The sequence below is a fragment of the Peribacillus sp. TE19612 genome, assembly GCF_056279465.1.
In genome coordinates, this window is sequence record NZ_JBWCCL010000008.1 from 211,242 (window position 1) to 226,786 (window position 15,545).

Annotated in this window: 17 protein-coding genes; 10 read left to right on the forward strand and 7 right to left on the reverse strand. The window is 42.5% G+C overall.

The window, feature by feature from the left end:
- Positions 1 to 391 precede the first annotated feature (391 nt).
- The 4 genes from ACZ9AO_RS16000 (at position 392) to rpsN (ending at position 3,303) form a co-directional block, all read left to right on the forward strand.
- Entirely contained in the window at positions 392 to 1,585 is a 1,194-nt protein-coding gene (locus ACZ9AO_RS16000; RefSeq protein WP_285856512.1) for a GTP-binding protein, read from the forward strand.
- A 22-nt stretch (positions 1,586 to 1,607) separates the two neighbouring features.
- Positions 1,608 to 1,757 carry a 50S ribosomal protein L33 gene (gene rpmG, locus ACZ9AO_RS16005; RefSeq protein WP_034310390.1) on the forward strand — a complete coding sequence of 50 codons (150 nt, stop codon included), beginning with the start codon at positions 1,608 to 1,610 and terminating at the stop codon, positions 1,755 to 1,757.
- Positions 1,758 to 1,823: 66 nt separating this feature from the next.
- Positions 1,824 to 2,993 carry an NAD(P)-binding domain-containing protein gene (locus tag ACZ9AO_RS16010; RefSeq protein ID WP_476109434.1) on the forward strand — a complete coding sequence of 390 codons (1,170 nt, stop codon included), beginning with the start codon at positions 1,824 to 1,826 and terminating at the stop codon, positions 2,991 to 2,993.
- Between the two features lie 40 nt (positions 2,994 to 3,033).
- Positions 3,034 to 3,303 carry a 30S ribosomal protein S14 gene (gene rpsN / locus ACZ9AO_RS16015; protein ID WP_034310392.1) on the forward strand — a complete coding sequence of 90 codons (270 nt, stop codon included), beginning with the start codon at positions 3,034 to 3,036 and terminating at the stop codon, positions 3,301 to 3,303.
- A 312-nt stretch (positions 3,304 to 3,615) separates the two neighbouring features.
- Here rpsN and ACZ9AO_RS16020 read toward each other — a convergent pair whose 3' ends face one another.
- The 3 genes from ACZ9AO_RS16020 to ACZ9AO_RS16030 form a co-directional block, all read right to left on the reverse strand.
- On the reverse strand, positions 3,616 to 3,849 hold the full coding sequence (locus ACZ9AO_RS16020; protein ID WP_476109435.1) for a hypothetical protein: 234 nt from the start codon (positions 3,847 to 3,849) through the stop codon (positions 3,616 to 3,618).
- Between the two features lie 207 nt (positions 3,850 to 4,056).
- Complete coding sequence (locus ACZ9AO_RS16025) at positions 4,057 to 5,700, reverse strand: alkaline phosphatase (protein ID WP_476109469.1); 1,644 nt, start codon at positions 5,698 to 5,700, stop codon at positions 4,057 to 4,059.
- Between the two features lie 176 nt (positions 5,701 to 5,876).
- Positions 5,877 to 6,263, reverse strand: a complete 387-nt coding sequence (locus tag ACZ9AO_RS16030; RefSeq protein WP_055348503.1) for a VOC family protein — start codon at positions 6,261 to 6,263, stop codon at positions 5,877 to 5,879.
- A gap of 313 nt (positions 6,264 to 6,576) precedes the next feature.
- Here ACZ9AO_RS16030 and ACZ9AO_RS16035 point away from each other — a divergent pair, with 313 nt between their 5' ends.
- From ACZ9AO_RS16035 to ACZ9AO_RS16045, 3 genes are all read left to right on the forward strand, one after another.
- On the forward strand, positions 6,577 to 6,846 hold the full coding sequence (locus ACZ9AO_RS16035; protein WP_034310405.1) for a DUF1292 domain-containing protein: 270 nt from the start codon (positions 6,577 to 6,579) through the stop codon (positions 6,844 to 6,846).
- 222 nt (positions 6,847 to 7,068) lie between these two features.
- Entirely contained in the window at positions 7,069 to 7,497 is a 429-nt protein-coding gene (locus ACZ9AO_RS16040) for a cell wall hydrolase (RefSeq protein ID WP_137020264.1), read from the forward strand.
- A gap of 145 nt (positions 7,498 to 7,642) precedes the next feature.
- Positions 7,643 to 9,109: a PAS domain-containing sensor histidine kinase gene (locus tag ACZ9AO_RS16045; protein WP_476109436.1), complete on the forward strand. Its 1,467-nt coding sequence runs from the start codon at positions 7,643 to 7,645 to the stop codon at positions 9,107 to 9,109.
- A 37-nt stretch (positions 9,110 to 9,146) separates the two neighbouring features.
- On the opposite strand, the gene ACZ9AO_RS16050 is transcribed toward ACZ9AO_RS16045, so the two are convergent.
- Positions 9,147 to 10,139, reverse strand: a complete 993-nt coding sequence (locus tag ACZ9AO_RS16050; RefSeq protein WP_251540278.1) for an NADPH:quinone oxidoreductase family protein — start codon at positions 10,137 to 10,139, stop codon at positions 9,147 to 9,149.
- A gap of 162 nt (positions 10,140 to 10,301) precedes the next feature.
- On the opposite strand from ACZ9AO_RS16050, the gene ACZ9AO_RS16055 reads away from it, so the two are divergent.
- A complete protein-coding gene (locus tag ACZ9AO_RS16055) occupies positions 10,302 to 10,742 on the forward strand; it encodes a peptidylprolyl isomerase (RefSeq protein WP_034310415.1) in 441 nt (146 codons plus the stop codon).
- A gap of 49 nt (positions 10,743 to 10,791) precedes the next feature.
- Here the strand turns inward: ACZ9AO_RS16055 and ACZ9AO_RS16060 are convergent, their stop codons facing one another.
- Complete coding sequence (locus tag ACZ9AO_RS16060; protein WP_476109437.1) at positions 10,792 to 11,757, reverse strand: oxidoreductase; 966 nt, start codon at positions 11,755 to 11,757, stop codon at positions 10,792 to 10,794.
- 107 nt (positions 11,758 to 11,864) lie between these two features.
- Positions 11,865 to 12,635 carry a TSUP family transporter gene (locus ACZ9AO_RS16065; RefSeq protein ID WP_063595895.1) on the reverse strand — a complete coding sequence of 257 codons (771 nt, stop codon included), beginning with the start codon at positions 12,633 to 12,635 and terminating at the stop codon, positions 11,865 to 11,867.
- A 214-nt stretch (positions 12,636 to 12,849) separates the two neighbouring features.
- On the opposite strand from ACZ9AO_RS16065, the gene ACZ9AO_RS16070 reads away from it, so the two are divergent.
- Positions 12,850 to 13,632, forward strand: a complete 783-nt coding sequence (locus tag ACZ9AO_RS16070) for a TrmB family transcriptional regulator (RefSeq protein WP_034310422.1) — start codon at positions 12,850 to 12,852, stop codon at positions 13,630 to 13,632.
- Positions 13,633 to 13,697: 65 nt separating this feature from the next.
- Here ACZ9AO_RS16070 and ACZ9AO_RS16075 read toward each other — a convergent pair whose 3' ends face one another.
- On the reverse strand, positions 13,698 to 14,051 hold the full coding sequence (locus ACZ9AO_RS16075) for a hypothetical protein (RefSeq protein ID WP_063595897.1): 354 nt from the start codon (positions 14,049 to 14,051) through the stop codon (positions 13,698 to 13,700).
- A gap of 169 nt (positions 14,052 to 14,220) precedes the next feature.
- Between ACZ9AO_RS16075 and nagZ the strand changes: the two genes are divergently transcribed.
- Complete coding sequence (gene nagZ / locus ACZ9AO_RS16080; protein ID WP_476109438.1) at positions 14,221 to 15,456, forward strand: beta-N-acetylhexosaminidase; 1,236 nt, start codon at positions 14,221 to 14,223, stop codon at positions 15,454 to 15,456.
- Positions 15,457 to 15,545 lie beyond the last annotated feature (89 nt).

A 15,545-nucleotide genomic window follows, 5' to 3' on the forward strand; every position in this document is an offset into this window, starting at 1 on the left:
ATAATTTTTTTCTCGATTTGCAACAAAGAAAAAGAAAAATGTATTGGATAATGAAACGTTGTTAATGATCAGCTGCTTGTAAATATAGAAGTACATGAAAATGATAAAACTGCAATGGAGGTTCCATACACATGATGTAATGTGTGATTGGGCTTCCATTTAATTTTTTTGTTTTATAGTCAGCACCTTTCATTTATCCGTGTGTCGGAGCAAGCGTGATTACATGGGTTTGGGAGAAGTATTCGGAGGAAATTTTGAAAAAAACTTGCAAATAGTAATGATTACGTTTTATTATTAGAGAGTGTTTTACATGGGTGATGGCTTCGGTTTTTAAATCGTAATGATTTTGATTTACTTGCAGCAAAGAAATCAGGTAAAGGAGTGGTAAGGGATGGAGATGAAGAAAATTCCGGTTACGGTATTGAGTGGATACCTTGGTGCGGGAAAGACGACGCTTTTGAATCATATTCTTGAAAATCGGGATGATCTGAAGGTTGCTGTCATCGTTAATGATATGAGTGAAATCAATATTGATGCTTCGCTGGTCAAACAGGGAGGGTTTACCCGGACAGATGAAAAACTAGTGGAAATGCAGAATGGCTGCATTTGCTGTACGCTTCGTGAGGATTTGATGATTGAAGTGGAGAAATTGGCGAAACAAGGGGACATCGATTATATCGTGATTGAATCGACTGGGATAAGCGAACCGGTACCTGTAGCCCAAACCTTCTCCTATGTTGATGAAAGCATGGGAATTGATTTATCGGAATCTTGCCGGCTTGATACGATGGTCACCGTTGTTGATGGGTATAATTTTTGGCAAGACTTCACTTCCGGAGAAACGCTTATTGACAGGATGCAGGCAACAGATGCTGCGGATGGCAGGGAAGTGGTCGATCTACTAATAGATCAGATAGAGTTCGCCAATGTCATCCTGTTAAATAAAATCGATCTGATGGATGCTGATGCCGTTGCGGAATTGAAGGCGGTTCTTCATAAAGTGAATGCCGATGCGAGAATTATCGAAACAAACCATTCCAAGGTGCCGCTAAAGGATGTATTGAATACACATTTATTTGATTTTGAAGAGGCAAGCCAAGGAGCGGGCTGGATAAAGGAATTGAATGAAGAGCATATCCCGGAGACCTTGGAGTATGGGATTTCTTCCTTCGTTTACAGAAGGGGGGTACCCTTTCATCCCGAACGGCTGATGGAGTGGTTGGAAAACTGGCCCGTACAAGTGGTGAGGGCGAAGGGATTCCTTTGGCTGGCATCGAGAAATGATACGGCAGGCTTGCTTTCACAGGCAGGACCGTCATTGACTTTACAAGCAGCCGGTAAATGGATTGCAGCTTACCCTGAAGAAGAACAGCGCCAAATTTTAAAGGAAGCACCTGAATTATTGGAACGGTGGAATGCAGTATACGGTGACAGGATGACGGAGCTTGTGATGATTGGCATTCAAATGGATCAACAGGAAATCGAAACTGAATTAGATCAATGCTTATTGACGGAAATGGAGATGCAGCAGGATTGGTCTCTTTATGAAGATCGATTGCCTGCATTTACGGAAATCGTTCATTAAAAAACTTTAGGAGGAAATAGAAATGAGAGTAAACATTACGTTAGCATGCACAGAATCAGGGGACCGAAATTATATTACAACGAAAAACAAGCGGAATAACCCGGACAGGATCGAATTGAAAAAGTACTGCCCGCGATTGAAGAAACACACGCTTCACCGTGAAACGAAGTAGTTTTAAGGTTTAAATCGTAATGATTATGTTTTATCGAAGAGAATGGATGTAAAAGGAGGGAAGTTCATGTTGGAATGGATCATTGTTGGCGGAGGCATTCAAGGTATGACGATGGCTGCATTTTTACTTAAGTCAGGAAAAACGACGGTGGACCAGCTGGCGATTGTCGATAGAAATGAAGAACCATTGGCAAGATGGAAGCAGTGTACGGAAGTCATTTCAATGCCATATTTACGTTCTCCATCCGTACACCATCTGGATGTGAATCCCTTCAGCCTGCAGAAATATGTGGAGAAGGCAGACTGGAAAAATAACTTTTACGGCCAATATAAGCGGCCATCACTAAAATCGTTCAATGAACATTGTGTTCACTTGGCTGATGATTTAACCATTAAGCAGGCATGGGTGCAAGGGGAAGTCATCTCTGCCTGCAAAACGGGACAAGGCTGGGAAATCCAATTGCAAAACAAGCGACGGCTTGAGGGACAAAAACTTGTAATTTCAATTGGTATTGGCGAACAGCCTTATTGGCCAGAATGGGCACGGCAATTCAAACAAGAGCATGGGGGTCCCGTTTACCACATATTCGATGAAAATATTCCGGAGCTGACACAATTACAAGGACCCATCACGATCATTGGGGGCGGCATATCTTCTGTCCATCTCGCTTTAAAGCTGAGTAAAATCTATCCACATGATGTAACGGTTCTGAAGCGGCATCCTTTTAGAATTCATGATTTCGACAGTGATCCTGGTTGGTTGGGGCCGAAAAAACAGCGACCTTTCCGTGCTATATCCAGCTTTCAAAAAAGACGAGAGACCATTATCCAGGCCCGTAATAAAGGATCCATCCCACCTGACTTACATAAAGCGCTGATGAATCAGGTTAAACATGGATTATTGCGTGTCATGGATGTTGAGGTGAAAAGCGCTGTGTGGAAGGATGGGCATATCAGCCTCAGGGATAAAAACGAAAAGGTCATTCAACAAACAGGGACGATCCTTTTAGCGACCGGCTTTAAGTCATCATTGCCAGGGAAGGATTGGCTGACGCCAGTCATCCGGTCGCATGATTTACGCTGCGCGGAATGTGGTTATCCAATTGTATCGCAGTCGTTGCAGTGGGGACCTGGCTTATATGTCACGGGTGCACTGGCTGAACTTGAAATGGGACCGATATCCAGGAATATATCGGGAGCAAGACAGGCAGCGGAACGAATTGTGAATAGTTTATAGATTTTTCATACATTCAAGATCTTAAAAAAGGAGAATATCAATGGCGAAAAAATCCAAGGTGATAAAAGCGCAAAAACAGTTGGCAATGGTGGAAAAGTATGCAGAACTTAGAAAGGAATTGAAGGAGAAAGGGGATTATGCCGCATTGGCCAAACTCCCTCGTGATTCCTCGCCGACTAGGGTTCACAATCGTTGTGGAGTAACGGGGAGGCCCCGTGGATATATGCGCAAATTCAACATGTCGCGTATCGTTTTTAGGGAACTTGCTCATAAAGGGCAACTGCCGGGTGTCAAAAAGTCAAGCTGGTGAAGCGGGGAGTTCTAAATCATTCATAAGAAAAGGAGCCCTTGTTAAAGAAGGGCTCCTCAGTTTGGCGACAAAAGGGGTATGGAGTCCGAATAAGGGCAATGTAGTGCTTGTTTATACGGACGAAACCTCATTAGATTGAATAAAATTGCGACACTCCTGCCAAAAAACTGGCTAGCCGAGACCCCACAGCCGCTTGCGGTGAGGAGGCTTGGCAGACAGTCGGCGGAAAGGGAGCGGAATCTGAAATCAGCTGGAATGTTTTCTGGAAAAAACTGTAGGCTGATCGCACACCGAATTATGTTTAGGACTAGTTTATCCTTTAAGTTTTTCACCTGTAATCCTCATTAGATTGAAGAAAATTGCGACACTCCTGCCGAAAAACTGGCTAGCCGAGACCCCACAGCCGCTGCGGTGAGGAGGCTTGGCAGACAGTCGGCGGAAAGGGAGCGGATTTCTGAAATCAACTGGAATGTTTTCTGGAAAAAACTGAAGGCTGGTCTCATCCCAACTTATATTTAAAACTAGTTTATCCTTTAAGTTTTTCACCTGTAATCCTCATTAGATTGAAGAAAATTGCTCCTGCCAAAAAACTGGCTAGCCGAGACCCCACAGCCGCTTGCGGTGAGAAGGCTTGGCAGACAGTCGGTGGAAAGGGAGCGGATTTCTGAAACCAACTGGGACAATAATTAATTTGTTTACAGTCTGAGGAGCCCTTGTTAAAAACAAGGGCTCCTTCCCATTCAAAAATGGTGCTTACTTGACTGCCTTTAATGCTTGTTCAGATATATAAAAGTCTTTTCCGTTGTAAACGGTGATCGCATTAATTTCTTTTTGTTTAGTGGATGTAGGAGTCTTGCTGATAACGATATTCTTATTTGCAGGCAACTCCACTTTTTGCTGCCCCTTTTTTGCTACGAAAACCGGGTTATTCGGGTCTGTAACATCAATGCGGGTTGAATATCCTTTTTTCTCAAAGGAATCTTTAGCATTCATGTATAGTTTGTTCGATAATTTTTGTAAATCAAAGCCCATGAATTCGGCCATTTTTTTAGCGAGGTCTGTATTCTCCACTAATCCAGTCGGTTTTGAAGGGCCATAAGAATACAGGAATACGTCTTCACCTGTATGACCGCCAGTTGTAAAGCCAATGTTGGCACGGTTAGCAAGCAGCTTTGTCATTTCAGCACCTACGTTTTTAGAAGAGGTAAGTTTTGCTGTTTCTTCAGAAGTCAGATTATCCAGTCCATACAGTGCTGCAACTTCTTTCAGATTGGAATGATCTGGTTTTAGCTTACTTAAGGCCCCTTCAACTGTCATTTTCGCTTTCTTTAATGGATCGATATAAGCTGATACGGGTGTTTCCGGGTAGGAGGAGTTCGTGTTTACGTTACCCATTGTAATTCCGCTGTTCCCATGGTCCGTTACAGCAATGACCATCGTGTTTCCGTCATTTTTTGCAAACGTAAGGGCTTCGTTCACGGCATCATCAAAAGCTAAAGTATCACTAATCATTCCGATCGTGTCGTTTCCGTGAGCAGCCCAGTCAATCTTGCTTCCTTCAACAAATAAGAAGAAGCCATCTTTATCTTTTTTCAAGGTTTTAAGGGCTTTATTGGTCATTTCAGCTAAAGTGGGTTCACTTGGCTTTGTTGTTTTACGATCTAAATCATATGCCAGGGCGCTTGGTGCAAAGCTTCCCCAAATTTTATTCGATTTGGATTTTAACAGCTCGTCACGGGTTTCAACAAAATCATATTTGTCTTCATCGAGCACTTCCAAAAGGTTTTCTCCATCAATTCTTGCATTTTTTGTTTTACCTGGTAAAAGGGATTCTTTGCCCCCTCCCAAAACGACGTCAATCCCCTGATAAACCTGCTGTTCCGCAATATCACCATAATTGCTTCGATGTGTCACGTGAGCGGAGAAGCCTGCGGGTGTAGCATGCTGGATTTCAGATGTAGAAATGATGCCAGTAGCCTTTCCGGCTTGTTTTGCCCCCTCCAAAACGTTAGCGACTGGTTTATGGGTATTTTTCGGATTAACCGGATCGAGCCCTGGAGAATTAACGATGGTTGGCAGGACACCGACAAATTTATCATTTGATTTATTTCCTGTCGCAAGCGCTGTTGCTGCAGGAGCTGAGTCGGTAATGGCCGATTCAGCCGAATATGTACGCATGCCGCCAGACAGCATTTCGTCCATGGCTAGATTATCGCCTTTATACCACCGTGAAAGGGTTGTGGCTCCTGTGCTTGTTCCATCCATCACCATCATGATGACGTTGGTTGGTTCTTTTTTCTTGTCTTTAGCCTGGACATCTTCCTTCATTGTTGAAATACCAAGTGATGATATGGCCACCGCACCCGCTAAAGTAATTCCTGCTACCTTTTTGCTCATTTTCCCCAAAATGCATACCTCCAAAAATATGATTACTTTTAGGATAAATGTAGTATATTAAGAAATTACTTCAAGTAAGTTAAGAAAGGTTTTTCATCTGTAAATTTTGTTTGAAGAATAGAGTGAACGTTAAAAAAAGCAGAAGTCTATAAGACTCTGCCTTTTTAGGATGGTTTTTACCTTTGGAAAAATTCAATCCACTCTTTTTCCGGTCCATATACGTAGAAATAGCGATAACCATTCGGAAGGGTGACGATCTCTTCATCAATCAGTTCGGTGTTATCCAAGCTTTTGATCCGGTCATATTCTTCTTCGATATCATCCACGGTAATGGCAAAATGGTGGATCGTTGCTTCGGAGGGAAGTGTGTCGCTATATCCCTGAATCAATTCTATTTCTGTTTCGTCCGACTCTTCGTAACCGAGGAATGCCAGTTCGATCACTCCATTAGTATGAGTCATGCGTGCCTTTAATTTTAAATCCAACACATCTTGATAAAAGGCGATGGATTTTTCAAGATCTTTTACAACAACGCCAATGTGATCGACCCTTTTTACAGCCAAGAAATCTTCCTCCTTCATTAAATCCGTATGCAACTTGCTAATAGTAGTATATATAAGATTATTCGGAATTAAATTACTTTTTTATAGCCGTTTTTAGATAATTTTTAAAATGATGTTAATAAAGGGAAAGTATATGAAAAATGACAAATGGCTTATGGGATAATACTTTTCTTCCATAGTATCTCTTGATAGATTCTTTTCTTGGAAAGAAATGTATTCATCATTTTCCAGGGCAAAAATTTGTTTCTAAATGGAATAGTCGATATACTATGGAAACAACTCCATTATTAATGGATAGGAGAGGAGAGGTAGTATGGGAAAAATTCGTGAAGGTGAAGTTTTCACTCTTACTGATGACAGTGATGAAGGCCATGAAGTTGAGGTTTTAGGTTCCTTGGATGTAGAAGGAACGGAATATGTTGCAGTAGGCTTGCTTGAAGATATTGAAGAGGATACGGATGAAGATATCGATATTTTCTTTTTCAGGGTCGAAGGCGAAGGTGAACTGCTCGATATCGAATCGGATGAAGAATTCGAAAAGGTATCATTGGCGTTTGAAGCGGCATTTGAAGCGAAAGAATGACAAGATAAAAGACGGCACAATGTGTGCCGCCTTTTTTATATGTATAAGGAAAGTATCGGCCCCGCCTTCGCCAAATACCATGATAGCCACGCGTGCTATCCAGCCTTACTTAAGTATAGGGTTGTATTATTGATAGGACGTGTACTCCATATGAAGATTTTGTTAATAAACGGAGTATTTTTCCATATCAAAGGCATAGGATAAAAACGTGGAGGTGATGGGATGGCCGTTGTAAAGCACACTGATGCCGATATTGCCTTATTGGCAAGATTGCTTAGGGCGGAAGGCGAGGGTGAAGGTGATCAAGGCATGTTGATGATCGGTAATGTAGGGATCAATCGGATTAGGTCGAATTGTTCCGATTTCAAAGGGCTGAGGACGATTCCAGACATGATTTATCAGGAGCATGCCTTTGAGGCTGTACAGAAGGGGTATTTTTATCAGCGGGCAAGAGACAGGGAAAAGAGGCTTGCACGCCGCAGTGTAAATGGTGAAAGGATATGGCCTTCGAAATTTAGCCTATGGTACTTCAGGCCACCGGGAGATTGCCCGGCAACCTGGTATAATCAGCCCCTTGTTGGGCGTTTCAAGCTCCATTGCTTTTATGAACCAACAGGTACAGAATGTCCCAATATTTATAATACATTTTAAGGAAATGGCTGAACCTTATGGGGGTTTGGCCTCTTTGTGCATCAATCCTTAACTTGGAAAAACATATGATAAAACTGGCAAATGATTTACTGATACTGTAAAATTGAGACTGTAAATTTCCGGATAAGAAAGGAATAAAAAATTGATGAGTAAAAGGCTTATTGATTATGGACAAGGGCAAATGGGAGAACAGCCGGAGGATAGTACCGAGAAATTCAAGTCTTTCATGGAGAACAACCCGGACGCCATTTCCATTGTTGATCTGGAAGGAAAGACCCTTCAGGTGAATGCAGCTTTTGAAGAGTTTTTCGGATGGACGAATGAGGAGCTCATTGGCATGCCGTTTCCAATTATTCCTGATTTCTTGAAGGAGTCAGTCAATGAATTGCATGACCAAATTAAGGCAGGGGTACAAAAGAAAGGCTTTGAAACGGTCAGGTTAAGGAAGGATGGCCAGTTAATCGATGTAAGCATCTCCCTGTTTAATATCCGCGATAATGAAAATGAGCCGTGCGCATTGGTTTTCGTTTATCGGGATATTACGAATCAAAAACTTGCTGAAGCTGCCTTGAAGGAAAGTGAACAAAGGTATCGCAGTTTAGTGGAGGTGTCACCTGAAGCGATTTTTGTACATCGCAATGGGATCATCGAGTATATGAATCCCATGGGGGCAAAAATGCTTGGGATGGATAGTGTGGAAGATATTATCGGTAAATCGGTTTTTCAGTTCGTCCACCTGGAGTCCCGGGAAAGTGTACAAAGAAGAATCGAAATCATGAGGGACGATCATCAGGCGGTTGGTTTACTGGAACAAAAGTTCATTCGGCTTGACGGACAAGAATTTTATGGAGAAACACTCGGTCTTCCGATTATTTATAAAGGGCAACCAGCCATACAGGTATTCTGTAGGGATATTACGGAGCGTAAAAAGACCGAAGAGCTGCTCTGTAAATCCAATATGTTATCGGCGGTAGGACAGATGGCTGCAGGCATCGCACATGAAATAAGAAATCCATTAACTACGGTCAAAGGGTTTTTGCAATTATTAAGGGAAGACCCTGAGCAAAAGGACTATCTTGAAATGACGGTCAGTGAAGTTGAAAAAATCGAAATCCTGGCCAATGAGTTTTTAAGTTTAGCAGAGCCTGAAGCGAAGGTTTGTGAACTCATTCAGCTTAACGAGATATTGGACAGTGTGATTACGTTAGCCGAGTTTCAAGCGATATTGAATGATGTCGAAATCATCAAGGAATATAATACGGATTCGGCATCTGTCTTTGGCGAACCGAATCAGTTAAAACAAGTATTCACGAATGTCGTCAATAATGCGATAGAAGCCATGCCGAATGGCGGCAAACTTCAAATACAGTTAAACCATGAAGGTGAATCTGCGATGATCCGTTTCATTGATCAAGGCTGCGGAATCTCAAATGAGCGCATGAAGCATCTAGGGCAGCCTTTTTATAGTACATCTGAAAAAGGAACAGGGTTTGGGCTCATGGTCAGCACCAAAATCATCCATGAACATAACGGGGAAATTCATTTCACCAGCGAAGTGGGAGAAGGGACGATTGTAGATATCAGTCTCCCTATCTATGAAAGTTCACAATGAAAAGTGACGAGAAGCCATGCTCTCGTCACTTTTTGGTTCATAGTTTAACGATCGTCCTGCCTCTTGCTTCCCCTTTTAGTAGGGTAGGAAGGACGTCAGGCAATTCTTTAAGTGTAATTTCCTGTTGAACGAGCTGTTCCAAATCCTCTAGTTTAAAGTCGGTGGCAAGGCGGTGCCAAACTTTCAATCTTGTATCCATCGGGCAATTGACCGAATCGATCCCAAGTAGATTAACACCTCTTAGGATGAATGGAAAGACGGTGGCAGGAAGGCTTGTCCCAGCTGTCAATCCGCTGACCGCCACAGCTCCGCCATACTTGATTTGGCTAAGGACCGAAGCTAACGGTTCACCGCCGACGGGATCTATCGCCCCGCTCCACTTCTGTTTGCCCAGAGCCCGAAGCTTGCCATCATATACATCTTCACGCGATACAATGGTCGACGCACCGATTGCCTTCAAATATCCATGTTCCGATTCCTTTCCAGTACTCGCCTCAACGGAATAGCCAAGTTTGGAAAGGATCGAGACGGCAAAACTGCCGACCCCGCCAGTTGCACCAGTGACAAGAACGCTCCCTTGCTCAGGTGTGAGGTTATTTTCTTCCAGCCGCAGTACCGATAGTGCTGCAGTGAAACCGGCCGTTCCGATGATCATCGCCTCTTTCATTGTTAGGCCATCAGGAAGCGGGACGATCCACTCTGCAGGAACACGGGCAAATTGACTATAGCCCCCTGATTGGGAAACGCCAATTCCGTAGGAGGTCGCAATGACTTCGTCTCCTTCTTTAAAGCGGGAATCCTCAGATGAAACGACAACACCAGCCATATCAATTCCCGGAACGATCGGATAGCTGCTGACAATGTTTCCATTTGGAATGGCTGCAAGGCTATCTTTATAGTTCACACCGGAATAATGAACACGGATGAGCACTTCGCCTTGAGGTAAATCATCAAGTGATAGCTGCTGAATGTTAACGGTGAATTGATCATCTTGCTTGTTCACGACTAATGCATCAAATTGCTGTATCATGGTTTGTTCCCCCTTATAATAATGAATCTACCCTATTATAAAAGAAAAAATAGAGGAATGTATAATGATTCAATTCGAAATAAGTAGCGCTTCCTTTTCTTTCTGCTTCTAAAAATGGTACTATTAGATTTGATTCAGTTCATATTAAAGGAGATGTTTAACATGGCTAAAAAAGGATACATACTTATGGAAAATGGAGAAAAAATCGAATTCGATCTTTTCCCGAACGAAGCACCTAACACAGTGGCTAACTTCGAAAACTTGGCAAACACAGGATTTTATAATGGCGTAGTCTTTCACCGTGTAATCCCTGGTTTCGTAAGCCAAGGAGGAGATCCGACAGGTACAGGCGCAGGCGGAAGCGGCACACAAATCAAATGTGAAACAGAAGGAAACCCTCACAAACATGAGGCTGGAAGCCTATCTATGGCACATGCTGGAAAAGACACTGGCTCAAGCCAATTCTTTATCGTGCATGAACCACAACCGCATCTTAACGGTGTTCACACAGTATTCGGTAAAGTGACTTCTGGACTTGAAACAGCCAAAGCTATGAAAAATGGCGACAAAATGGAAAAAGTCGAAGTTTTTGACGCTGAATGATGGAAGCGAAAAGAGGGGGCATTATGCTCCCTCTTTCTTTTTGCACTGTTCATGAGCGAAGACAGGGAAATATAGAGTCATTTTGCGTCATGCTTTCAGTGAAACGATATTTGACCTCTGTCAAGGTTTCTGAAATATCCCATAATCTTTTCGACGTTTCTTCATTATATAAGGTATCGATGACCTCGTCTTTTCTGGGAAAGCCTTTTCTGCCCTTCTTTCCATCGGGTCCGATATACTCCCCGCCTGTCAATGAAGGTTCCGTTGCGGCATAAAGGGTAGGCAATGCCCCCATACTTGCCGGCTGGGTGATGGTTTTGGAAAGAAAGTGCACGAATCTATTTATGGGTTTGCCAGAACCGCGTGACATGAGATTAGTATGGGAAAGGCCCGGATGACAGGCAACACTGATAGGGCTTGCACCATGCTGGTTGAATTTATTCTGTAATTCGCGGGCGAAGAGTAGATTGGCTAGCTTGCTTTGCCCATAGTATTTCATTGGTTTATAACCGTTTTCACCATTTAGATTTTCGAAGTCTATATATCCATTGATGGCGGCCAAGCTACTCAATGTGACCACACGCGATTTTGGTGTAGTAAGGATACGTGGAAGAAGGAGACCTGTCAAAGCAAAATGACCGAGATGATTGCTGCCGAATTGCAGCTCGAAACCATCCTTCGTCTTACTGTATGGCGGAATCATCACACCTGCATTATTGATGAGGACGGAGAGTGAGTCATAGTTTTCCTGAAAGGAATCAGCAAAATGACGAATGCTGCTTAAGTCACTTAAATCCAACTGCATCACACGTACATTTGCCTTAGGGTGGACCGATAAGATTCTATCGACCGCCTTTTCTCTCTTTGAAGCATTCCGGACAGCAAGGATGATTTCTGCCCCCTTACCAGCCAGTGCAAAAGCCGTTTCGAAGCCAAGCCCACTATTGGCACCAGTAATCACAATGGTTTGCCCTGATACATCTGCCATTTCTTCGCCATTCCACTTTTCAACCATCCAATCACACCTTTCCACACAGTCTTTACCTATCATATACCCAAATAATTCCTATATGTCACATTCTGTGCGGGGAACGATGTGCTGTCGTCTATTTTTTTAAAAGATTAGCCGCCCATTATATAATCCAATATATTTTTCATGATCAGAATGACGGTTACGATGATAAATAATACTCTTACATATGCCACCCCTTTCTTAATGGCAAATTTAGAACCGGCCAACGCTCCTGCTATCATGGAGATCCCCATTGGAATTCCATAGGAAAAGTTGACGGTATCAAGGAATATGAACATGATCAGTGCCGCCAAATTACTTCCGAAGTTCAAAAATTTGGCATTTCCTGCAGAGTTCAAAAAATCAAAGCCAATCATTAAAAAGGCAAACAAAATGAAGGATCCCGTTCCAGCGCCCAAAAAGCCATCATAAAAACCAATGGCAAATATAGCGAACGCAAATAGTCCAGCCTTTTGCCATGTGAGTGTATGGTAAGTCGATTTCTGGCCCCAGTCCTTTTTAAAAAAGGTATAAATGGCAATAGCTATTAATAGAACCAAGATCATTGGCTTTAATAATTCAGGCGAGACGAAATTGACAATCCAAGCTCCTAGCAGGGAACCTATGAAAATCAATGGGAAAAGTTTTGAAACCAATTTGAAATCAACCTTACCTGAGCGAATGAAGGCAATGGTGCTTGTTAAAGACCCCATGGAACTTGCTAACTTATTCGTAGCGATTGCTGCTGACGGGGAAAGTCCTGAAAATAATAAAGCGGGTATCGAAATCAGGCCGCCGCCGCCGACCACGGAATCAATGAATGCTGCCAAAAATCCGAAAAACATCAGCAGCAAAAGTGTTGAAATTTGTATATCTTCCATCCAAGAAGCCTCCGTATCAATGGCATTATGGCTGAAATGCTTGTTTTGCTGGAGCCATAATCCACGCGTTCATATTAGTCACTATTTAGATAGTAACTAATATGAACCATTCTGTAAATAAGAATATTTGAGCCATACTGTTTGAAATCGAATAGATTTCGATAAGAGATTTGGTATGATAGGCATATAACTTACCAAAGCACTAGGAGGTACTATGCAAGATATCATTCAAAAACTACAATCTCTCGGGTTTAGTCAATATGAAGCAAAGGCTTATGTTTCTTTGGTTCGCCAAGGCCCAACCAGTGCCTATCAAGTAAGCAAAGAGTCAGGGATTCCAAGGGCCCGCATCTATGAAATATTAAATGGGCTGCAAGAAGAAGGAATCGTCTTAAAAGAGGAAATCAATGACTCGATAAAATATTCACCGCTGCCAGTCGATGTTTTTTTGGAATCGGTTCAGTCAAAATGGAACAATACCTATCAATCCATCAGCCATACATTAAAGCAATTCGAGAAAAACGAACCGATGTCCGACAATCGTGTAATGACGCTTAAAGGTGAAGGGCACATCCTATCCTTCTGCCGTACCTTGATTCAAAAAGCCGAGAAAAGGGTGGTGGTTTCCCTATGGGACGAGATGTATGGAAAACTTGAACAAGAGCTAATAGGGGCCGCTGCGCATTGCACGCTCAAGGGGATTGCATTTCAGGTTGAAAACCCATTATCGGGTATAGATATACATCGCCAAACAAGCTATGTGGAAAATATCGGGGAAAACAAATGGTTCATCTTATCCATTGATGGCAAGGAGACGATTTACGGCCCTTCGCCCGAAACGAGAGAAACGGCGTTCTACACAGATGATCCCATTCATATCAATTTTCTCGAAAATTACATTTGGCATGATATCCTCGTTAACCGCTTGGTTAAAAAGGATGAAGAAGATGCCGAGAAATGGATTTCAAGTGAAAGAGACCGTTTTTTCTCCCTATAATATTTGAAAAAAAGCTGATAACCCCATATGCAGGGGATATCAGCTTTTTTATTTTTGTACCAGAGTCATTCGGATAAAAGGGTTTTAGGAAATTTAATGGCCGTGGGCAAGCTGGATTTATCTCGATAAGACCTGTAAGACACAATCGTATGATTATGCGCTTGAACATCCAACTGGAGAACCTGTGAGCTTTTCATTTCCAAATAGTACGTAACGTCTTCTATTTGTAAATGGTAAAAGGAAAAAGGTATCCCTAAAAGGTCTTTCCTGATTAGTTTTGTTTCGGGCTGATTGATGATATGCTCACTCAATTCCGCTATCGTAACAGAAGTTGTTCCTGTAATGGCTGTTATTTTTTCTTTTGCATAATCGACTGCATGACCGAAAGTGACGGCAATGTTCTTCAAGATTCCGTTCATGGGTGCATCTCCTTTGGAATTAGGCTATGTATGTAGTATTAGACGCGGCTAATGGTTTATGCAAAAAAATCCGCAATGATGATATAGAATCGTTACTTTATGAACATGATTAAGAAGTGTGCAACAAAATCAATAAAAGGGCAAACAAGAAAGGACAGAAGGTCAAAGTATGAGGAATAAAAAAATATTTATGGGCCTGCTTTTCATCGCAATCCTCGCTTTTTCAGCCGTGTTCATTCAGTTGAATATGGGTGTCGATTCCAGAGCGGAAAAAGGGAAAGACGACGATGCAGATCATCATGAGAGAATAGAGAAATTGCTGAATAAAATGACGCTTGAAGAAAAAATCGGACAGCTTATGATGGTCGGTTTCAAGGGGACTGAAAAGAGCGATGAAATTACGGAGCTCATCGAACAAAAACATATAGGAGGCGTCATTTATTTTGACCGGAATATGAAATCACCTAAACAAGTGGCCAGGTTATCCAACTCGCTTCAGCAAACGGCCAATCAAAGTGCACATTCGCTTCCGTTGATGGTGGCCATCGATCAGGAAGGCGGGGACATCATCAGGATGAAGGAAAGGGTATCGCCCCTCCCTGCGCAACAGGATCTTGGAAAAAATGCCTCTATTGAAGACATGTACAAGGTGGCCAAATTGAATGGGACAGAACTGGGCTCCATGGGGATTAACATTAATTTTGCCCCTGTACTTGATCTATCGAAAACGGATAAACGTTCATTGGGGCAAGATCCGGAAAAGGTCTATCAATACGGAAAGAAAGCCATTCAAGGCTTGAATGATGTATCGATAACTGGTGCATTGAAGCACTTTCCTGGAAACGGACGCAGCGAAATCGATCCGCATGTCGAAACATCTTCCGTGGAGGCAAACCAACTTGATCTGGAAAATTCGGATATCTATCCCTTCAAGCAAATCATAAGTGAAATGGATAACCAAAAGTTTTTCGTGATGGTGACCCACATTAAATATCCAGCCTATGATAAAGAAAAACCAGCAAGCCTTTCTAAAATCATCATAGAAGACCTGCTTCGGGGGAAACTCAAATATGAGGGACTTGTCGTTACCGACGATTTGGAAATGGGGGCTGTGAACAAGTATTACTCCTATGATGAGATGGGGAAGCAGGCAATCCTCGCAGGAGCCGACTTATTACTTGTCTGTCATGAATATTCCCATGAGCTTGAGGTATATAACGGTTTACTGCAAGCAGTAAAAGCAGGGGAAGTTCCAATGGATAGAATTAACGAGTCAGTGAAAAGAGTGCTGACATATAAACTTAACAACATGAAGCAAACGAAAGCTGCCCCGGATCAAGCGGAAAAAATCGTGAAAAATCCCGAAAGCATAAAGTTCATCGAAAGCCTGAGCGAGGATGAATAAAAGCGAAACCGCTCTCTCGAAAGGATGCTTTTGTTTAAATCAGCTGATAGAGGGAACACTAAATAGGACTAACTTGAAGGAGGAAACGA